General features: G+C 70.7%; 14 protein-coding genes. 6 read left to right on the plus strand and 8 right to left on the minus strand.

The genetic code is table 11. The features are described 5' to 3' along the window. The first annotated feature begins 110 nt into the window (after positions 1-110). Positions 111-1865, plus strand: a complete 1755-nt coding sequence (locus tag J5V16_RS16645; RefSeq protein WP_208497580.1) for a hypothetical protein — start codon at positions 111-113, stop codon at positions 1863-1865. Positions 1866-1938: 73 nt separating this feature from the next. Here the strand turns inward: J5V16_RS16645 and J5V16_RS16650 are convergent, their stop codons facing one another. The 3 genes from J5V16_RS16650 to J5V16_RS16660 all read right to left on the minus strand — a co-directional run bounded on the left by J5V16_RS16650 (position 1939) and on the right by J5V16_RS16660 (position 4825). Then, positions 1939-2364: an RbsD/FucU family protein gene (locus J5V16_RS16650; RefSeq protein WP_208497582.1), complete on the minus strand. Its 426-nt coding sequence runs from the start codon at positions 2362-2364 to the stop codon at positions 1939-1941. A 9-nt stretch (positions 2365-2373) separates the two neighbouring features. Then, the gene (locus J5V16_RS16655; protein WP_208497584.1) at positions 2374-3684 is read right to left on the minus strand and encodes an L-fuconate dehydratase; all 1311 of its coding nucleotides are present in this window, start codon (positions 3682-3684) and stop codon (positions 2374-2376) included. Positions 3685-3814: 130 nt separating this feature from the next. After that, a complete protein-coding gene (locus J5V16_RS16660; RefSeq protein ID WP_208497585.1) occupies positions 3815-4825 on the minus strand; it encodes a LacI family DNA-binding transcriptional regulator in 1011 nt (336 codons plus the stop codon). 109 nt (positions 4826-4934) lie between these two features. Between J5V16_RS16660 and J5V16_RS16665 the strand changes: the two genes are divergently transcribed. Then, positions 4935-5963 (plus strand): zinc-dependent alcohol dehydrogenase, encoded by a 1029-nt coding sequence (locus J5V16_RS16665; RefSeq protein ID WP_208497587.1) that lies wholly within the window; start codon positions 4935-4937, stop codon positions 5961-5963. Then, positions 5960-6715: an SDR family oxidoreductase gene (locus tag J5V16_RS16670; RefSeq protein ID WP_208497589.1), complete on the plus strand. Its 756-nt coding sequence runs from the start codon at positions 5960-5962 to the stop codon at positions 6713-6715. Before J5V16_RS16665 ends, J5V16_RS16670 begins: the two co-directional genes overlap by 4 nt. Positions 6716-6927: 212 nt before the next feature. On the opposite strand, the gene J5V16_RS16675 is transcribed toward J5V16_RS16670, so the two are convergent. The 5 genes from J5V16_RS16675 to J5V16_RS16695 all read right to left on the minus strand — a co-directional run bounded on the left by J5V16_RS16675 (position 6928) and on the right by J5V16_RS16695 (position 14571). Further along, positions 6928-8196 carry a non-reducing end alpha-L-arabinofuranosidase family hydrolase gene (locus J5V16_RS16675; RefSeq protein WP_255537471.1) on the minus strand — a complete coding sequence of 423 codons (1269 nt, stop codon included), beginning with the start codon at positions 8194-8196 and terminating at the stop codon, positions 6928-6930. 54 nt (positions 8197-8250) lie between these two features. Continuing rightward, the gene (locus J5V16_RS16680) at positions 8251-10623 is read right to left on the minus strand and encodes a sialidase family protein (RefSeq protein ID WP_208497592.1); all 2373 of its coding nucleotides are present in this window, start codon (positions 10621-10623) and stop codon (positions 8251-8253) included. 140 nt (positions 10624-10763) lie between these two features. After that, entirely contained in the window at positions 10764-11705 is a 942-nt protein-coding gene (locus J5V16_RS16685) for a carbohydrate ABC transporter permease (protein WP_208497594.1), read from the minus strand. Beyond that, positions 11702-12685 (minus strand): ABC transporter permease, encoded by a 984-nt coding sequence (locus tag J5V16_RS16690; protein ID WP_208497596.1) that lies wholly within the window; start codon positions 12683-12685, stop codon positions 11702-11704. The genes J5V16_RS16685 and J5V16_RS16690 overlap by 4 nt, the downstream gene beginning before the upstream one ends. Before the next feature lie 197 nt (positions 12686-12882). Next, a complete protein-coding gene (locus J5V16_RS16695) occupies positions 12883-14571 on the minus strand; it encodes a type 2 periplasmic-binding domain-containing protein (RefSeq protein WP_208497599.1) in 1689 nt (562 codons plus the stop codon). A 241-nt stretch (positions 14572-14812) separates the two neighbouring features. Here J5V16_RS16695 and J5V16_RS16700 point away from each other — a divergent pair, with 241 nt between their 5' ends. From J5V16_RS16700 to J5V16_RS16710, 3 genes are all read left to right on the plus strand, one after another. Continuing rightward, positions 14813-15955, plus strand: coding sequence for an ROK family transcriptional regulator (locus J5V16_RS16700; protein WP_208497601.1), 1143 nt, complete (start codon positions 14813-14815; stop codon positions 15953-15955). A gap of 92 nt (positions 15956-16047) precedes the next feature. Then, a complete protein-coding gene (locus J5V16_RS16705) occupies positions 16048-18261 on the plus strand; it encodes an alpha-galactosidase (RefSeq protein ID WP_208497603.1) in 2214 nt (737 codons plus the stop codon). 139 nt (positions 18262-18400) lie between these two features. Beyond that, positions 18401-19870: a ricin-type beta-trefoil lectin domain protein gene (locus J5V16_RS16710; protein ID WP_208497605.1), complete on the plus strand. Its 1470-nt coding sequence runs from the start codon at positions 18401-18403 to the stop codon at positions 19868-19870. Positions 19871-20180 lie beyond the last annotated feature (310 nt).

Below are 20180 nucleotides of genomic sequence, written 5' to 3' on the forward strand. Positions count from 1 at the left end.
CGGCCGGCCGCGCGGTGCGCGGAAACCGCTGATCCGGTCTCGCCGCCGGGACCGGTCCCGAGGGATCGGTGGTCCACTGGGACGGTCCCGACGCCCCGAGGAGCGCTCCGATGTACCCCGAACCCGCACCTGCCGTCCCGCCGGACGAGCCGGCGCCGCCCGGTCCGCCGCCGAGCCCGCCCCCGCCGGTCCCACCGAGCGCGACGCCGCCCGCCGCTGCGCAGCCGAGCGCGCCGCCCGCCTTCGTGCCGCCGAGCACCCCGGCGCCGGTCTTCCCGCTGAGCGCTCCGCCTCCCGCGTTCTCGCCGAACGCGCTTCCGTCAGGGCCGCCCGCCTTCGTGCCGCCGAACGCGCCCGTGCCGGCCGCCTTCCCGCCACCGCCGCCCGCGCCCCGGCGTCCCGCGCCGCCGCGCCGGGCGACCGACCCGGTGGCGGCCGTCGCGGGGAACGCGACCATGCTCGGCCTCGGCTACATGCTCATGCGCCGCCCGATCCTCGCGGCGCTGGCCTTGTGCGGCACGGGGTTCCTGGCGTGGTCGGCCGCGGTCCAGACCGAGAACCCGCTGTGGCGGTACCTGCTGCCCGCCTGGGGCCTGGTGATGATCCTCCACGCGTGGTGGCTCACCCGCCGGGAGCGTCCCGTACCGCTGGTGGACCTCGTCGAGCCCGATCCGGCGCGGCGGCTGCGGGTGTGGGCGCTGACGGCCGCCGCGCTCGTCCCGCTCACCGTGGGCTGGTTCCGCCTCGACGCGTGGTGGATCGTCCACGACGCCGAGACCGCCCACACCCGGGGCGACTGCGCCGAGGCCGAAGCCGCCCTCGGCACCCTCGATGCGGTCCACCGGGTCGCGTTCGGGCCGATCGTGGAGCGCGGCGAGGAAGAGGGCGACGCCTGCGCGCTGCTCCTCTCCGCGCTCGCCGAAGGCGATGCATCGCCTTCGGCGGCAGCCATCACGCTCTCGACCTACCTCGACCACCCCGGCGCCTTGTGGGACGGCGCGGGACCCAAGCGCGCCGAGTTCCTGCTCCAGGCCGCCCTCCTCGAACGCACGCCGAATCCGACCACGCTCGAAGCGGCCTTCGCGCAGCTCACCGAGACGCTCGAATCGCACCCCGACCAGTCGGGCGCCGTGCGGGACACCATGGAAGGCTTCATGGCCGACCTCGAAGCGGCCCCGTCGCCGTGCACCGGTTACGCCGTGGACCACTGGCTCGCCGACCGGCAATGGGAGGCGGAGGCGATCACCGCGCCGATCGCGGCCGCCGCCGACCAGGTGCCGCTGCGGCTGCTCGGCTGCGCCGACGAGTGGAACGAATCCGACCTCGGCAGTGCGGCCGGCCTCTACCGCGAATTCCTCACCGCCTACCCCGACCACGAGTTCGCCGGGCGGGCCGCCGAAGGCATCCTCGCCTCGGATTCCTACTGCACCGACCCCGTTGCGTACCGGGGCGCTCCGGCCGCCGACGGCGCCGGCCCGCACCCGATGCAGCTCCTCGGCGGCTGGGGCTCGGAGGGCCGCGGCTTCCCCGACTCGTGGATCGCCGAGACCGCGGACGAGACGGCGCTGGTCGTCTGCGTGGACGCCGAGGTCGGCGAGTTCCAGAAGTCGTGCATGTACCGCGCGCCCTCGGGAAACACGTTCTGGGCCGGGTTCTTCGCGCACCGCTTCACCATCAAGGCGTACTCGCTGCGCACCGGCGAGGTCGTCGCGGACTACGCCCGGGAGATCGGCCGCGCATGCCCGAACCGGCTCGACGGCAGCTACAACACGATCTACTACTCGTCCTCTGGGGACACGCTGACGATGGCCTCGGAGTACACCGACGAGGACTTCCGGAACATGTTCGCCGGACTGATGGACTGAGCCCTGAATCCGTACACCTCCAGGAAAAGCGCGGTGCCGCCTCCACAAGGGGCGGCACCGCGTCCTGCAGGCCTTACCGCGGGGTCACGCCCGCGACGCCGATGGTGAGCAGCAGGTTCGAGTACTGGCGCTGGTCGCCGGTGGCGATGACGACGGCGGTGTCCGCGGTCTTCGCGAGGTCGTAGAACGCGAACCGCTCGACCGCCTCGACCGGGACGTGCGGTCCGAGCGCGGCCCGGTAGCCGTCGTGGGCGGGCACGGGCGCGCCTTCCGAGTCCATCACGACGGCGTGCTCGATCGGGACGGCGTCGAGGAGCGCGTCGAGGACCTGGTCGCCGTCGAGCAGACCGGGGCGGAGGTTCAGGTGGATCCGCGCGGCCGCCGGGTTGGCGTGCGTGGAGCACGGGTAGTGCCCGTCGGCGATGAGGATGCGGGAGCCGTGCCCGGCCGCGGCGAGCGCGGCGAGGAGCGGCGGGTGGATGAGGCCGTACGTGAGCATGGGGTCCTTTCAGGCCGCGGAGCGGTGCTTCCAGTAGTCGCCGTCGGGGTAGGAGTACGCCTCGATCGACGCCGCGTGCATCTCGGCGGAGTAGCCGGGCCGGGCCGGGAGCAGGTAGTTGCCGTCCTCGACCAGGCACGGGTCGGTGAAGTGCTCGTGGAGGTGGTCCACGTACTCGGTCACCCTGTCCTCCAACGTGCCCGAGACGGCCACGAAGTCGAAGACGGACAGGTGCTGCACCAGTTCGCACAGGCCCACGCCGCCCGCGTGGGGGCACACCGGGACGCCGAACTTGGCGGCCAGCAGGTAGACCGCGATGATCTCGTTGACGCCCGCGAGCCGGGCGGAGTCGAGCTGGAGGTAGTCGAGCGCCTCGGCCTGCAGCATCTGCTTGAACAGGACCCGGTTCATGCCGTGCTCGCCGGTGGCGACGCCGATGGGGGCGACCGCGCGGCGGACGGCGGCGTGGCCGAGCACGTCGTCGGGGCTGGTGGGCTCCTCGATCCAGTGCGGCTCGAACTCGGCGAGGGCCTTGACCCAGTCGATGGCCTGGGGCACGTCCCACACCTGGTTGGCGTCGATCATGAGCTTGGCGTCCCAGCCGATGACCTCGCGGGCGATCGCGAGGCGGCGGCGGTCCTCCTCGAGGTCGGCGCCCACTTTGAGCTTGACGTGGCGGTAGCCCTGGTCGACGGCCTCCTGGAGCAGGCGGCGCAGCTTGTCGTCGCTGTAGCCCAGCCAGCCCGCGCTGGTGGTGTAGCACGGGTAGCCCCCACGGGCCTCGAGCTCGGCGATCCGGGCGGCCCGGGTGGGCTCCTGCGCCCGCAGGATCTCCAGGGCCTCGTCACGGGTCAGCGCGTCGGAGAGGTAGCGGAGGTCGGCGGCGTCGACCAGCTGCTCGGGGGTCATGTCCGCGAGCAGGCGCCACAGCGGCTTGCCCGCCGCGCGCGCGATGAGGTCCCAGACGGCGTTCATGACCGCCGCGAAGGCGATGTGGACGACGCCCTTCTCGGGGCCGAGCCAGCGCAGCTGCGAGTCGGACTGGAGCTCGCGGTAGAGCGCGCCGGGGTCGGCGGCGATCGCCTTGAGGTCGCGGCCGATGAGCTTGACGGCGTGCTGGAGCGCGGCGGCGGTGACGATGTCGTTGCCGCGGCCGATGGTGAAGGTGAACCCGTGGCCGGAGAGCGCGGGGTCGTCGGTGCGGAGGATGACGTAGGCGGCGGAGTAGTCGCCGTCCTTGTTCATCGCGTCCGAGCCGTCCATGGTCAGCGAGGTGGGGAAGCGGACGTCGTGGGTCTCGACGGCGTCGATGAAGGTCATGCGGGTTCCTATGCGGAGGGAGGCTCGGTCGGCGCGGGTCGGGCGCAAGGGGTGCGGCACCTTGCGCAAACGATTGATCAAATGCAGACGATAGCGTTCGCGAGCGCTCGGCGCAACGGGGCCGCTCCGGTCAGCCCCGCGGCGGGGCCGTGGAGGCGCGCGGGACGAGGACCGGTCCGGGCTCCTCGACGCTCCGGTGCGTGACCGGGCCGCCCGCGATGACCTCGGCTAGCGCGGCCGCCGCGGTGCGGCCGAGCTCGTAGAGTGGCATCCGCACGCAGGTGAGCGGTGGCCAGGTGTGCTCGGCCGTCCACGCGTCGTGGATCGCGACCACCGAGAGCTCCCCGGGCACCGCCACGCCCTGCGCGCGGGCCTGGGCGAGCACGCCCACGGCGGCGTTGACGTTCGCGGCCACGATCGCCGTGGGCGGCTCGGGCAGGGCCAGCAGCTCGGCGGCCGAGGCCCGGCCGTCCGCCTCCCGGTAACCGCGCCAGGTGACGAGCCCGGGCTCCCCGGGCAGGCCGGCCTCCAAGAGCGCCTTGAGGAACCCGTCCGCGCGCCGCTGCGCGGTGGGCGACGCGGCGAGGCCCCCGGCGAAGCCGATGCGCCGGTGCCCCAGGGCGAGCAGGTGCTCGGTGGCCCGGCGCGCCGCGAGCGCGTCCGGCGCCACCACGGAGCTCGCGCCGGGGATCTTCTGGTGGATCGTGACGAGCGGGGCGCGCTCGCCGACCGACTGCGCCAGCTCCTCGGGGTCGGCGCCGTCCCGCGGCTGGAGCACGATGCCGTCGACCCGGCCCTCGCCCACGAGCCGGTCGAACATCCGCCCGCCCGGGTGCATGTCCTCGGTGCGGGCCAGCAGCATGACGCAGCCCTGCGCCACCGCCTCGTCCTCCACCCCGCGGGTGAGCTCGGCGAACAGCGAGTTCGTCACATCGGGGACGATGAGCGCGATGACATCGGTGCGCGCGAGCTTCAGCGCCCGGCCTGCGAAGTTCGGGTGGTAGCCGACCTCGGCGGCGGCCTGGCGCACCCGCTCTCGGGTCGCCGCGCTGAGCCGCGCCGACGGGTCGCCGGAGAGCACCCTCGAGACCGCCGACACCGAGACGCCCGCGCGGGCCGCCACATCACTGAGCTTCGCCATCCGCCAAGTATCGCCTACCGCAAAAAGCGATGATCAAACGATTGCGCTTCGCGTCGATGTGTGGAATCCTCATCCGCGACCGATCGTCCGACAATCGAGGGAGGCGCCCGTGCTCGCCGCACACTACGCCGGAAACCGGACCATGGCCGTGGGGGCCGCCGAGCAGGCGCCCCCGGGCCCCGGACAGGTCCAGATCGCCGTCGCCTACAACGGCATCTGCGGCACCGACCTCCACATCCTCAACGGCCACATGGACGCCCGGGTCGCCACCCCCGCCGTCATCGGCCACGAGATGAGCGGCACCATCGCCGCCCTCGGCGACGACGTCGACGGCTGGAACGTCGGCGACCCCGTCACCGTCATGCCCCTCGCCTGGGACGGCACCTGCCCCGCCTGCCGCGCCGGGAACAGCCACATCTGCCAGAACCTCGACTTCGTCGGGATCGACTCGCCCGGCGCGCTCCAAGGCCGCTGGAACGTCGACGCCAACCTCCTCGTGCCCCTGCCCGCCAGCCTCTCCCTCCAGCACGCCGCCCTCGTCGAGCCCACCGCCGTCGCCGTCCACGACGTGCGCCGCGCCGAACTCGAGAAGGGCCAGAAGGCCGTCGTCATCGGCGGCGGCCCCATCGGCGTCCTCATCGCCGCCGTCGCCCGCTCCTTCGGCGGCGAAGTCGTCGTCATCGAACTCGACCCCAAGCGCCGCAAGGCCATCGCCGACCTCGGCTACACCGTCCTCGACCCCCGCGACGACACCGTCGCCTGGGTCGAGGAGTGGACCGGCGGCGCGGGCGCCGACGTGGTCTTCGAAGTCTCCGGCGCCGCCGCGGCCGTCCTCGGCGCGGTCGACTACGCCAAGGTCCGCGGCACCCTCGTCGTCGTCGCCATCCACCCCGAACCCCGCCCCATCAACCTCCAGCGCGTCTTCTGGCGCGAACTGCGCCTCCTCGGCGCCCGCGTCTACCAGCGCGACGACTTCGACACCGCCGTGGCGCTCCTCGCCACCGGCGCGATCCCCGCCGACGCCCTCATCACCAAGACCGTGCCCCTGCACGACGTCCAGTCGGCCTTCGACGACCTCACCGGCGGCGACGCCATGAAGATCCTCATCGACGTCCAAGCCGGCCAGGAGACCGCATGAACCCCTTCGACCTGACCGGCCGCCTCGCCGTCGTCACCGGCGCCAAGCGCGGCATCGGCTTCGCCATGGCCGAAGCCCTCGCCGCCGCCGGGGCCGACGTCATCGGCGTCAGCGCCACCATCGAGACCGAGGGCTCCGCCATCGGCGAGCGCGTCACCGCCCTCGGCCGCCGCTTCGAGGCGATCCCGGCCGACTTCAACGACCCCGAAGCCGTCGCCGACCTCGCCGACACCCTGGCGGGCAAGGGCGTCGACATCCTCGTCAACAACGCCGGCACCATCCGCCGCGCCCCCGCCGCCGAGCACTCGGACGCCTACTGGGACGAAGTGCTCCAGGTCAACCTCACCAGCCAGTTCGCGCTCACCCGCGCCGTCGGCCGGTCGATGCTCGAGCGCGGCGGCGGCAAGATCGTCTTCACCGCCTCGCTCCTGAGCTTCCAGGGCGGCATCAACGTTCCCGGCTACGCCGCCGCGAAGCACGGCATCGCCGGGCTCACGCGCGCGCTGGCCAACGAGTGGTCCGGCCGCGGCGTCACCGTCAACGCGATCGCCCCCGGCTACATCGCCACTGACAACACCCAAGCGCTGCAGGACGACCCGGACCGCTCGAAGGCGATCCTCGAGCGCATCCCCGCCGGCCGCTGGGGCCGCCCCGGCGACCTCGCCGGGGCCACGGTGTTCCTCGCCAGCCCCGCGTCCGATTACGTCTCGGGCGCGGTCATCCCCGTCGACGGCGGCTGGCTGGGCCGCTAGCCCGAGCAGCGCAGGGGAAGCGAGCCGACCACGGGCACGCCACAGGCAGCTGGGAAAGGCCCCCCGGTTTCGACGCTAACGGGGCGAACCTGAAGGAGCGCTGAAGCGAGGCGCTCATCACCCGCAGCCGGGCGGACGTGCTCGCCGCCTCGCTCCCGACGGGAACGAGAAAGCCCGCCCCTCGCACCGCGCGGGGCGGGCTCCATGTGTTCCTAACGGAGCGACCACTGCTGGTTCGCGCCGCCGGTGCACGACCACAGGTGCACCTTGGTGCCGTTGGTCGTGCCCCAGCCCGAGACGTCGAGGCACAGTCCCGACTGGGCCGACCTGATGGTGCCGTCCCCGTTCAGCGTCCAGCGCTGGTTCGACCCGCCGTGGCAGGCCCACAGGACCGCCGCGGTGCCGTTGGCGGTGCCGCCGCCCTGCACGTCCAGGCACTTGCGCGAGGTCCCGGAGGTCACCGAGAGCTCGCCGCTGGACGAGAGCGTCCACCGCTGGTTGGCCTGGCCGTTGCAGTCCCAGATCACCGCCTGCGTGCCGTCCGTCTGCGCGGGCGCGTCGAGGCACTTGCCCGAGTTCGCTCCGACCAGCTGGCCCGTCCCTGTGCCGCCGCCGCAGTTCGCGTTCGTCTGCGTGGCGAGGCCGAGCCGGTACGGCATCTGCGAGTACGGCGTGTCCGGCGGGACCGGTCCGTGGCCCTGGTACAGCAGTTGCAGGTTGCACGTGTCGATCGTCATCCGCTGGTCGTAACCCGAGCGGATCAGCTCACCGTGGCTGATGTGCTCGGTCCACGATCCATTGGGGAATGACATGTTGTCGGTGTGGGCGAACGGGTTCGACTCGGAGGCGGCCGCCGGCTGCCAGGGGCCGTCCAGGCTCGTCGAGGTGAACGACCGGTAGTACCGGCTCCAGTCGGAGTCGCCCGCCTCCCAGATCAGCAGGTACTGGTTCGCGCCGTCCACCTTGTACGCCGCGCCGCCCTCGAAGAGCTGCTTCGTGTCCGGGTCCTGGAGGACGACCCTGTTGTTGCGGAACCCGTTCGGGAACTCGCCCACGGTCGTCTCGGCCCGGTAGACGCGGCCCCCGTCGTCGGCCGAGAACAGGTAGCACATCCGGTCGTCGCAGATGTTCCAGTAGTCGAGCAGCGGCAGGCCGCCGGTGTCCATGAACTGCTTGGGCGCCGACCAGCTCATCGGGTCGGCCGGGTTCTTGCTGACCGAGAAGGAGGGCGGGCCGGTCTGGTAGACCAGGTACCACTCGTCGCGTGGCGCGAAGTAGAACAGCTGCGGCGCGGCGGTGTACCAGCCCTTGAGGTTCGGGTTGTCGCTGAGGAACCGCTGCGGCGCACTCCCGGCCTGCGACCAGTCCGAGAACGTGGTCATGGCGAGGCCCCACGCGCCGTCGGTGTCGGCGGTCGTCATGTAGACGATCCACTGGCCGTTGTAGCGGACAACGGTGGGGACGGCAAATGACGCGGGCAGGACCGATAAGGGTCCTGCCCGCGCGCACTGCCTCCGGCCGAGGCTGAGCCGCCGCTAGCCGGCGATGTCGCCGTAGATGATGCCGCGGCCGTTCGTCGTCAGGTAGACGCGGCCGTAGATCTGCGGGTCGCCCGTGATCGCCGACCCCGAGTACGCCCACTGGTGCTCGTCGTCGTTGATGCGGACCCAGCGGTTGCCGCCGTCGGTCGAGCGGTAGATCGCCGCCTTGCCGCCCTTCAGCGCCGACGTGAAGATCGCCGGGTAACCGGACCGCTTGGCGGCCTTGCCGAAACCGACCGAGTCGGCCGTCTCGAACACGGTGATCTGCTTCCACGTGGTGCCGCCGTCCTTGGACCGCCACATGCCGCCGGGGATGCCTTCCTTGTCGTCCCCGCGCCCGGCGAGCCAGACGTGGTTCTTCTTGCCGGGGACGGCCCGGAAGTCCTCGACGGCGCCGCTCGGCAGGCCGGTCGCGCCCGTGTCGGCGAAGGTCTTGCCCCCGTCGGTGCTGCGGTAGAACGTGCCGCCCGAGAACGCGTACAGGACCGAGGCCTTGACCCGGTCCGAGCGGATCTTCGCCCCCACCGGAAGCCCCTCGACCGGAATCCACGTCTCGCCGAGGTCGTTGCTGTACACCGGCGCGACCTGGCCGCCGCCCGGCGTCCACAGGATCGCCGACCCGTCGGCGGTGACCGCGACGGTGCCGCCGTTCCCGTCGCCGGGGACGCCCTCGACGCGCGCGGCGTTCTTCCAGGTCTTGCCGCGGTCGGTGGAGACGCCGACGTGGCCCTTCTCGTTGCCGTGCACGTTGCCGGTGCCGACCACGATGTCCGGGTCCGACGCCGCGAAGTCGACGCTCGTGCCGGTGGACCAGCCCGTGGGGATCATCGGCTCGGCCCGGTCGAGGTCGGTGTGGACGAACCCGCCGACGTCGCCGATCGCCGAGACGAGCGTCCCGCCCAGCGCCGCGAGGTCGAGTGTCGCGCACTCCTCCACGCCTTCGGCGCGGACGCCGACGGTGAACTTCTCGACCGGGAGCGCGACGCGCTGGCCGTTCTCCTCGCCGATGAGCTCGCCCTGCGAGTCCCACTGGGTCAGTTCCTCGGTGCCCCAGATGGTCGCGCCGGTGCCCCACATGATGCGGCCCGAGTCGTGCGGGTCGATCGCGAGGGCGTCGATCATCCAGCCGTGCTTGACCGCGTACGCCGGACCGCTGTCGGTGCCGCCCCACGACAGCCACGGGCTGCCGGAGTTGTCCATGTCGAACCGGTCGTGGCGGTCCTGGCCTTCGGCGTAGTCCCAGCTGAGGGACCAGGTGGCGCCGGAGTCGGTGGAGCGGTACAGGATCTCGTCGGGCCACCAGTTGTTGCGCGTGGCCGCCATGAGAGTGCCGGGGTTCTGGCGGTCGACGGTTATCCCGCCGAAGCCCGGGATCACCCCGCGGGGGTTGTAGGTGGGCGTGACGTCGGTCCACTCGCCGGTCTGGGTGGCGAGCCGCATGATCTTGCCGCCGTTGCCCGAGGCCGGGGCGCCGTTGTACGGGCCGGGGTCGTGGCTGGTGACGATGTACAGGTAGCCGTTGGTGTTGTCCACGGCGGACTGGGTGGGGATGGTGCGGTTCCCGGAGGCGGATCCGAGCGCTTCGACCGCTCCGGGGACCGCGGTCCAGGTCGCGCCGCCGTCTTCGGAGACGTACAGCGGGTCGGCCGGGTCGGCCACGCCGACGTAGATCTTGCCGCCGATCTGGTCGAAGTCGATCCAGATCACGCCCTGGTTGTCCGACGTGGTCGCGTTGTTCGGGTCGATGACGAAGTTGCCGGGGTTGGGGAACTCCTCGACCTTGCCCCAGGTGCGGCCGTAGTCCTTCGAGCGCCACAGCCCGTTGCCGCTGGGGGTGCCCAGGTACAGCTCGGCGTTGTCGGCCGGGTTGACCGCGAGGCGTTCGCCCATGCCGCGGCCGGGCATGTTGCCGCCCTGCTTGAACGGCAGTTCCGCGATGCCCCAGGACGCGCCCTTGTCGTCGGAGTACAGGATCGCGCCGTTGTTGGGGTCCCAGTCGATCGTGTAGGTGCCGACGGCGGCGTAGACGCGGTTCGTGTCCACCGGGTCGGTGGCCATCGAGACGACACCGGAGTAGCCCCACTTGTCGCGTCCGACCCAGTCGAGCAGCGGCGTCCAGGTGCGGGAGTCCTCCTGCCACCGGTAGCAGCCGCCGATGTCGGTGCGGGCGTAGATGAGGCCCGGCTCGGTCTCGTTGAAGATGATGCCCGGGACGAAACCGCCGCCGTTGATGACGGCGTTCTTCCAGGTGTAGGCGTCGCGGCCCTGCTGGTTGCGCTCTTCCGCTCCCGCGATGAGGGGGATGGACAGGGCTCCGGCCCCGACCACGGCCGCGCCTGCGGTGGCGGCGAATGTGCGTCGTCGCACGTGTTGCTCCTTTGTGTTTATTGAGGGACTTGCGGTCTTGCAATGCGGCGGGGCGATGCGAGGACAAGGGGTTAACGGGCGTCCGGGCCCGGCACAGATCCGGACGCCCTCCCCTCACGGAACCCTCACAGTCCGCGGGTCTAACCCTTCACGGCTCCGGTGATGACGGCCTTCGTGAAGTGCTTCTGGATGAAGGGGTACATGAGCACGATCGGGATGATCGTGCAGACGACGACGGCCATCTTGAGCGCGGCGGTCGGCGCGGACTCGCCGCGGGCCTGGTACTGGGCGGTGGCCTGGGCGCCTTCGGGCAGGCCCTGGGTCGACATGAGCATGCGTTGGAGCACGACCTGGATCGGCTGGGTCTCCAGGCCCGGGGTGTACAGCACGGCCTGGAAGTACATGTTCCAGTAGCCCACGGCGTAGAACAGGGCGATGACGGCCAGGATCGCCTTCGACATCGGCAGCACGATGGTGAGCAGGATGCGGAACTCGCCCGCGCCGTCGATGCGGGCCGCGTCCAAGAGCTCCCCGGGGATCGAGTTCATGAAGAACGCCCGCAGGATGATGATGTTGAACGTGCCCACGGCCCCGGGCAGGATCAGCGACCAGTAGGAGTTGAACAGGCCCAGTTGCTGCACGACCAGGAACGAGGGGTACATGCCCGGTCCGAACAGGAACGTCAGCAGGATGAGCCACAGGATCGGGCGGTGGAGCAGCGACCCGGTCCGCGAGAGCGCGTAGGCGCCGCAGATGGTCAGCACCAGGCTGATGGCGGTGCCGACGAACGTCAGGGTCAGGGTCAGGACGAGTGAGTCGGTGAGCGCGCCGCCGGAGAAGATCTCGCGGTAGGCCTGCGCCGAGACCTCGGTGGGCAGGATGAGCAGGGATCCGCCGGCGCGGTTGAGGGCGTCCTCGCTCGCGAAGCTGGTGGCGAGGACCGCCCAGATCGGCAGGACGATCGCGGCGGCGTAGCAGACCATGAACATGAACTTGACGGCTTTGCCGGCGAGCGAGGGCTCCTCGTCCCAGATGGGCCGGTTCTTGTTGCGGCGCTGGGGCTTGACGTTGATGGCGGTCATGACTTCTGGTAGATCCCTTGCTCTCCGAGGCGGTGCGCGATCTTGTTGGCGACGAGGATGAGGATCAGCCCGATGACGCCCTTGAACAATCCCGCGGCGGTGCCGAACGACTCGCCCTGGTTGCCGACGATCGACTGGTAGTACACGTACGTGTCGAGCACTTCGGTGGCCTGGTAGCCCACGGCCTGGCGCTGCAACTGGTACTGCTCGAAGCCGACGGAGAGGATGCCGCCGATCTGGAGGATGAGCAGGAGGATGATGACCGGCCGGATGCCCGGGAGGGTGATGTGCCACATGCGGCGCCAGCGTCCCGCGCCGTCGGAGGCGGCCGCCTCGTAGAGGCTCGGGTTGATCGAGGCGAGCGCGGCAAGGAAGATGATCATGCCCCAGCCCGCGTCCTTCCAGGCCCATTGCAGCCAGACCAGGAACAGGAAGGTGTCGGGGTTCGAGGTGAAGTTCAGCCGCTCGCCGCCGCCGTCCATGATCCAGTTCGAGACCAGGCCGTCGGCGCCGAGGACCTGGACGAACACGGTCACGACCAGCACCCAGGAGAAGAAGTGGGGCAGGTAGACCACCGACTGGAACGTCGAGCGGACCTTGAGGGAGATGATCGAGTTCATCGCGAGGGCCAGGACGACCGACAGCGGGAACATGCACAGCAGGTTGAGCGCGGCGAACTTGAGGGTGTTGAGCAGCGCCGGCGTGAAGTACGGGTCGTTGAACAGCCGCTCGAACCACGCGAAGCCCACGAACGGGTTCTCCCAGAACGGCCGGTAGGGGCTGTAGTCCATGAACGCGATGATGTTCCACAGCGAGGGCCAGTAGTGGAAGATCATCAGGTGGGCGACCACCGGGAGGGCGAGCAGCAGGAGTGGCCAGTCGTGGCGGAAACGCTGGGCCACCGTCCGTTTGCGTCTGACGACGGGCGGGCGGGGGGCCTCGTCCGCTTCCGGTGGTGCCGTGCTCTGGAGTGTTGCCATCGCTTGAGATTCCAGTCGTGTAGATCCGTTGCATGGGCGGTCGGGGGGGCCCGGCGGGGCGCCCCCCCCCGGGGGCACAAGGGCCCCGCGGGGGGCACGGGTGCGTGGGGGGTGTTTTCCCTTCGCTTGTTTTCCCTGTCTTGTCGACCGGTGGCCGGGGGGGGGGGGGGGCCGGGGGGGCCCCCCCGACCAGGTCGCTACTCGTCGCCGTAGAGGGCCAGGTATGCGTCGGTGTAGTGCTTGCGGGCCTCTTCGCCGCCGTTCTTGAAGTACGTCTCGACCATCTCCGGGATGGAGGAGAGCTCGGCGCGCCCGTAGGCGATGTCCGACTGCTGGTCCCACAGGGTGGTGCCGGCGGCCTTCGCAGCGGCGGGGGCCTCGATGCGGACGCCCTGGAAGGGGGGCTCCACGACGTACTGCTGGATCGAGGCGTTGTACTCGAAGCGCGCGGCGACCATGTCCGGGTCGCCGGTGAGGAACGTGTCGACCTGGGCGAACGCCTTGAAGTTCACCGGGCCCTGGACGACCTCGGGGCCCGCCCCGATGTACGTGGGGTTGCCGCTGGCGTCGAGCTCGAAGTGCTCGCCTTCGACGCCGTACTGGAGCAGTTGGTACTCCGTGGTGCCGTACGGGGCGGCGCACCAGTTCGCGACGTCCAGGATCTCCTCGACCTGCTCCTTGGAGAGGTCCTTGTTGAGGAAGGTCCAACCGCCGATCCCGGCGGAGAGCGGCACGATGGGCGTGCGGCCCTTCGCGGCGAGCGGCGGAAGCGGGGCGACCGCGCCCTCGGCCTGGCCGTTCTTGACCTTGAGGTTGTAGTCGTTCCAGCGGACCAGGTTGTCCTGGGTGAACATGACCTGCCCGGCCTCCTGCATCGCGGCGGCGTCGAGGGTGCCGGTCGGCGCGTCGGGGTGGATGAGCCCTTCGTCCCAGAGGGTGCGGCGGAACTCCATGAGTTCGGTGAACTCGGGCTTCTCGATGTTGTTGATCATCTTCTTCTGGTCGGGGTCCCAGTTCCAACCGTCGACGCCGCCGAGGTTGAACCACTGGCCGATGAACCAGTCGAGGCCCACGAAAGCCCACCTCGAGTTGGTGGTCCAGGCGCGGGAGACCTCGAGGAGCTCTTCGACCGTGGTCGGCATCGCCAGGCCCTCGGCCTCCAGGAGGTCGGTGCGGGCGAGGATGCCGTTGCCCTGGCCGCCGCTGTAGGTCATGGGGATGGCGTAGATGCCCGCGGTCTCGGGGTCGTTCGGGTCCTTGGACCACACGGCCTGCCCCCACGAGTCGGACGGGAGGGCGGCGAGGAGCGGCCAGCGCTCGGCGATGTCGCCCTGCACGATCTCGGTGAGGTCGTAGAAGGAGTTGACGACCGTTTCCTGGAAGTTGGCGAAGGAGCCGGTCATGTAGTTGAACAGCTGGATGCCGTCGCCGTACTCGTTGGCCTTGACCCACTGGACGGCCGTGTCGCCGTAGGTCATGCCGTCGCCCTGGCGGATCTTGACCGTGGTGCCGCCCCAGGCTTCGGCGACCTTCGCGAAGTAGGGGTCGTCCTGCGCGGGCGGGGTGCCCCAGCACGGAATGGTGATCTCGTAGGTGCCCTTGCCGGAAGGCAGGTCGGTGATGGCCTGGACCGGCGTGGGGTACGAGGTGAACGCGGACGGGTGGTGCGGCGGCTCGCCGACCAGGTCGGGCTGGACCGGCAGCGGCCAGTCCTCGTGGGTGGGCAGGAAGTCGAAGCCTTTGCTGTCCTGGGTGGAGCCGCTGTTGGACTTGATGTCGGAGCAGGCGGCGATGATCGGGAGGCCCGCGGCCCCCGCGGCCCCGAGCCCCGCGGCCTTGAACAGGGAGCGGCGCTTGAAGGGCGCCTGGTCTGAGGGATTGGTCATGTCGCAGAACCTCGTTGTCGCGAAGGGATAGGGAGTCGACGCAGGTCGGGCGTATAGAGGTATGTGTATGCCTGACCTGGTGCGATGTACGGTACGCAGACGCGCTCGAGTTTGTCAACTAATGAAACGAAGTTGTTGCGCACCGTCAGGCGGCAAACGGCAGGGAAGCCGACATTCGGGGGCATAGATCTGATGAATCCCCCTTGGATACCGTTGTCAGTGAACAAACCTAGGAGACGCAATGGAGCAGAACCGGCGCCCGTCCGCGGCCCCGCTCAGCGGCCTGGAGCGCAGCACCCTGCGGGAGCTGCTGATCCACGGGCCGAAGTCCCGCGCGGAGATAGCCCGGGAGCTCGGCATGTCCCGCGCGAGCCTCACCAGGGTCACGCGCACGCTCATCGAGCAGGGCCTGATCGCCGACGGCCCCCTCGAGCTGCGCGGGGCCACCGGCCGGCCCAGCGAGGTCCTGCGCATCCGCCCCGAAGGCCGGCGCTTCCTCGGCGTCAAGCTGACCAGCGACCGGCTCTTCGCCGTCGTCACCGACCTCGCCGCGCAAGCCCAGGCCGCCTACGACGAACCGCTCGTCTCGCAGTCGGTGGAGGACGCCGTCGCGCAGATCGGCGGCGTCTACGAGCGCCTGGCCGCCGAGCACCCCGGCATCGAGGCGGTCGGGATCGGCCTCGCCGGGGACGTGGTGTCGAAGGGCGGGCAGCAGATCCTGCTGGAGTCGCCCTTCCTCGGCTGGCGCGAGGTGCCGCTGGCCGAACTCGTCAGCGAGCGGGTGGGGCTGCCCGCCACCGCCGAAAACGACACGCGCGCCCTGACCGCCGCCGAGCACTGGTTCGGCGTCGGAGCCGGATACGAGTCGATGGTGCTCATCACCGTCGGCACCGGCGTCGGCGTCGGCATCGTGGTCGACGGGAAGGTCGTGACCGGCGCCAACGGCAAGGCCGGCAATCTCGAGCACCTGCCGGTCGAGCCGACCGGGCCGCGGTGCGACCGCGGGCACCGCGGCTGCCTCGTCGCATACCTCGCGAATGCGGCCATCGTGGGCGCGCTGCGCACCCCGGGCCTCGACTACGCCAGCGTCCTCCAGCTCGCCCGGAACGGCGACCCCGCCGCCCGGCAGGCGTTCCGCGACGCCGGGCACGCCCTCGGCGTCCTCGCCGCGACCCTGGCGAACACCATGGACCCCGAAAAGATCGTCATCACCGGCGACGGCATCGCGGTCACCGAACTCGCCCGCGAGGAACTCGACGCGGCGATAGCGGCCAACCGCCACCCGGACGGGGCGCCGATCGCCCTGGACATCCAGCCGTTCGAGTTCGATGAATGGGCCAGGGCCGGGGCCGTGCTCGCCATCCGGGACTTCCTCCGGTTCTGATCCGCGCTCCCAAACTTAGTTTCAATAATTGACAAACTCCTCTGGCTTGCCGATACTTGGACGGCCCCGAACCCGTCCACCGAGGAGTCCGCATGACCGAACCGCGAGCCGTCGCCGAGGCCCCCCACCTCCGGCAGATCGTCACGGCGCCCGACGCCGCCACGGGCCTCGGCCCTGACGAAGGCGGCAAGACCCGGATGCTCTGGGCCGGAGGCGTCTCCGTGGTCGTGCACCTGCCCGAGCAGGGCCTTCCCGAAGTGCTGCACTGGGGTCGCGACCTCGGCGACCTCGGCCACGGCGACTTCGAGCAGCTGCGCCGCGCCCGCACCCGCTCCGTCTCGGCCAGCGCGCTCGACGCCCCCTGGCCCCTCACCCTCGTCCCGGGCGAACCCGACGGCTGGGAGGGCCGCCCCGGCCTCGCCGCCCACCGTGCCGGCCGCATCCAGCACGTCAGATGGACCGTCGCCGACTCCGGCTTCGAGACCGACGTCGACACCGGCACCCTCCACGTCCGGGCCGAGGCCCCCGGCCTCCTCCTGCGCAGCGAACTGCGCCTCGACGACGCCGGCGTCCTGCGCATCGCCCACGAGATCGTCAACACCGCCGAAGAGCCACTGTCACTGGCCGCTCTCGAAGCGGTGATGCCCGTCGACGACCGGGCCGCCGACGTCCTCGACTTCACCGGCCGCTGGACCCGCGAACGCGCCCCCCAGCGCGGCCCCCTCGCCCAAGGCAGCCGCGTCCGCGAGACCCGCCGCGGCCGCACCGGCCACGACTCGCCCTTCACGCTCGTCCTCGGCACCCCCGGATTCGACAGCGCCGCAGGCGAAGTCTGGGCAGTGCACCTCGCCTGGAGCGGCGACGCCGTCTACCGCCACGACGCCCTCCCCGAGGCCCGCACCCTCCTCGGCGCCGGGCCGCTGCTGCGCCCCGGCGAGATCGAACTCGCCCCCGGGGAGTCCTTCCGCACGCCCGACGCCGTCTTCGTCTGGAGCGACAAGGGACTCGACGGCCTCGGCGAACGGGTCCACCGCTCCCTCCGCTCCCGCGCTTCGCACCCGCGCGAGCCGCGGCCCGTGGTGCTGAACACCTGGGAGGCGGTCTACTTCAAGCACGATCTCGACCGCCTGGAGGCACTGGCGCGCACGGCCGCCGAGATCGGCGTCGAGCGGTTCGTGCTCGACGACGGCTGGTTCCTCGGCAGGCGCGACGACTCCGCCGGGCTCGGGGACTGGACCGTCGACCCCGGCGTCTGGCCCGAAGGGCTGCACCCGATCGTGCGCACCGTGCGCTCCCTCGGCATGCAGTTCGGCCTCTGGTTCGAGCCCGAGATGGTCAACCCCGACTCCGACCTCGTCCGCGAGCACCCCGAGTGGCTGCTCCAGCCCCCCTCGACGCGGGCGTGGCGCGGCCAGTACGCGCTCGACCTCACCCGCCCCGAGGCGTTCGAGCACCTGCTGAAGTCGATCTCCGCGCTCGTGAGCGAATACGGGCTGGACTACATCAAGTGGGACCAGAACCGCGACCTCATCGAAGCCGTCCACGACGGCCGCGCGAACGTCCACAAGCACACCGCGGCGGTCTACCGGCTGCTCGACCGGCTCCGGGCCCTGCACCCGAAGCTGGAGATCGAGTCGTGCGCCTCCGGCGGCGCCCGCGTCGACCTCGGCGTGCTCGACCGCACCGACCGGGTGTGGGCCTCGGACACCAACGACCCCATTGAGCGCCTTGCCATCCAGCGGTGGACGGAGCTGCTGCTGCCGCTCGAGCTCATCGGCTCCCACATCGGGCCGCCGACCGCCCACACCACCCACCGCGCCTCGGGGCTCGACTTCCGGATCGCGACCGCGCTGTTCGGCTCCTTCGGGATCGAATGGGACATCACCTCGTGCACGCCTGAGGAACTCGATCGGCTGCGCCACGCGATCGCCTGCTACCGCCGCCTCCGCGGGCTCCTCCACAGCGGCACCGTGAGCCACTTCGACACGGGCGACGACGGAACGACCGCGACCGCGGTCGTGAGCGAGGACCGCACCCGCGCGGTCGTGCGCGTCGCCCGGCACGCCACCGGGAACCGCGCCCTCGCCACCGCGCTCCGCGTCCCCGGCCTCGACCCTGAAGTGCGGTACCGGATCGCGCCCGTGCCCGAGCTGCAGGCGCCGCGCGGGCTCGACGAGGTCCCGCCGCCGTGGCTCTCGCAAGGCGCGCTGCGCCTGCCGGGCTCGGTCCTCGCGGACGTGGGCGTGCAGCTCCCGCTGCTGGCGCCCGGCGAAGCGCTCGTCCTCGAGATCGCGAGCGGCGCCTGAACCTGTAAATTGATGAATATCGATGGTTGACGCGCTCTGGGAGCGATGCCATAATTCGGACTGATATGACGTCACACATGTGACCTCATGCCCTCCGTACCGCTGACACGTGCACCGCCGCACGAGAAACGGCCCTCACATGAACGCGTCAACCTCTTCCCCGCCGCGGCCCTCCCTCCGCGGCCTCCTCCTCGCCGTCTTGTCCGCACTGGTGCTCGTGCCGGTCGCCGTCCTCACTGGAGCGTCGCCCGCGGCGGCCGACACCAGCCAGTTCCGCGGCTTCAACTGGGCCGTGGTGGGGGACAACTTCGTCGAAGGCCCCCTCGTCCTGGACCGGCTGAGCCAGTCCGACAGCTACGACACCGTGCGCGCCAAGGCCGACGCGATCTACGCCGACATGGCCGCGACCATGGGCGCCAACACCGTCCGGCTCCCCGTCAACACGCACACCGTCGGCACGACCTGGTGGAACGCCTACCGCGGCACCATCGACGCCGCCACCGCCCGCGGCTTCAAGGTCATCCTCGCCTACTGGGAGGACGGCGCGGCCTCGGGCGGGCGCATCACCAACATGAACGCCTTCAACACCATGTGGAACACCGTGACCTCCCAGTACGGGTCCAACTCCCTGGTGTACTTCGAGCCGATGAACGAGCCGCACGGCTACAGCACGGGCGAGTGGACGAACGTCGCCGCCTCGTGGATCAACGCCCGGCCCTCGATCCCGAAGGGCCGCATCCTCATCGGCGGCACCGGCTTCAGCCAGGACGCCAAGCCGATCTGTGCCGACTCCCGCCTGAACGGGACCCTCGTCTCCTTCCACCACTACGCGTTCTTCTACGGCACCAAGGACTACGCCGGGTGGGTGCAGAGCGTCCGCGACCAGCTGGGCTCGTGCGGCCCGCGAGCGGTCCTCACCGAGTTCGGCTCGCCCATGAACGACGGCCGCGACTACGCCAACGCCGTCAGCACCGACAACTTCGTGCGCTACCTCCGCGCGGTCACCGACGTCGCCCGCGAGCAGCGCATGGGCTCGACCTACTGGCCCGGCCTCGGCGGCAAGACCGGCTCGATCGGGTACGACTGGTACTCGATGTTCGCCTCCAGTGGCAGCGGCACCGCCATCGACCTGACCATCCGCAACCCCTCCGGCGCCGACCGCATCCGGCACGCCTGGGGCGACACGATCGGCGGCGGCCAGACCACTGACATCGTGAACCGCCTGTCCGCCAAGTGCGTCGACGTGGTCGGCGCCTCGACCGCCGACGGGGCCGAGATCATCCAGTACGACTGCCACGGCGGCGCCAACCAGCAGTGGACCCTGCGCGACGCCGGCGGCGGCTACGTCCAGATCGTCTCCGCCGCTTCGGGCAAGTGCCTCGACATCTCGGGCGCCTCGACCGCGGACGGCGCCAGGGCGATCCTGTGGCCCTGCGGCAGCGGCGCGAACCAGCAGTGGCAGCGCCGCGACGCGGGCGGCGGCCACGTGCAGTTCGTGGCCCGCCACTCCGGCAGGTGCCTCGACGTCGTCAACGCCGGCACCGCGAACGGCGCCCGCCTGCAGCAGTCCACCTGCGGCACCGGCGCGAACCAGCAGTGGACGCTCTGAACCGCTGAACCATTGAATCCCTGAGCCCCGCCGTGCGTCCAGCTGGCACGCACGGCGGGGCTTTCGCGAGCCTGCCGCAATCGTTTGTCACGATAAGAAACCAACTAACGGCAGCGTCGCGATGCCCGGTAAGCCTTGGCCGCCAACGTGATGACGAGGGCATCAAATTTTGTCCTGAATGCCGGTTTAATCGGCAGGCGAAGTTCGCTGGAGACCGCTTACTTGGTTTCGCGTGTTGACAAACTCATCGGCTAAGCTTTACCGTTCAACAGTCGAGCAGGAATCTACATGCCTCGATTCAATCCCCAGG

Origin of the sequence: Glycomyces niveus, assembly GCF_017592475.1 — a bacterium.
Classification (GTDB): domain Bacteria; phylum Actinomycetota; class Actinomycetes; order Mycobacteriales; family Micromonosporaceae; genus Glycomyces; species Glycomyces niveus.

Bases quoted from the DNA above. Each gene is read 5' to 3' on its own strand.
- J5V16_RS16645 (WP_208497580.1), top strand. From the start codon at position 111: ATGTACCCCGAACCCGCACCTGCCGTCCCGCCGGACGAGCCGGCGCCG.
- J5V16_RS16650 (WP_208497582.1), bottom strand. From the start codon at position 2,364: ATGCTCACGTACGGCCTCATCCACCCGCCGCTCCTCGCCGCGCTCGCC.
- J5V16_RS16655 (WP_208497584.1), bottom strand. From the start codon at position 3,684: ATGACCTTCATCGACGCCGTCGAGACCCACGACGTCCGCTTCCCCACC.
- J5V16_RS16660 (WP_208497585.1), bottom strand. From the start codon at position 4,825: ATGGCGAAGCTCAGTGATGTGGCGGCCCGCGCGGGCGTCTCGGTGTCG.
- J5V16_RS16670 (WP_208497589.1), top strand. From the start codon at position 5,960: ATGAACCCCTTCGACCTGACCGGCCGCCTCGCCGTCGTCACCGGCGCC.
- J5V16_RS16685 (WP_208497594.1), bottom strand. From the start codon at position 11,705: ATGACCGCCATCAACGTCAAGCCCCAGCGCCGCAACAAGAACCGGCCC.
- J5V16_RS16690 (WP_208497596.1), bottom strand. From the start codon at position 12,685: ATGGCAACACTCCAGAGCACGGCACCACCGGAAGCGGACGAGGCCCCC.
- J5V16_RS16695 (WP_208497599.1), bottom strand. From the start codon at position 14,571: ATGACCAATCCCTCAGACCAGGCGCCCTTCAAGCGCCGCTCCCTGTTC.
- J5V16_RS16700 (WP_208497601.1), top strand. From the start codon at position 14,813: ATGGAGCAGAACCGGCGCCCGTCCGCGGCCCCGCTCAGCGGCCTGGAG.
- J5V16_RS16705 (WP_208497603.1), top strand. From the start codon at position 16,048: ATGACCGAACCGCGAGCCGTCGCCGAGGCCCCCCACCTCCGGCAGATC.
- J5V16_RS16710 (WP_208497605.1), top strand. From the start codon at position 18,401: ATGAACGCGTCAACCTCTTCCCCGCCGCGGCCCTCCCTCCGCGGCCTC.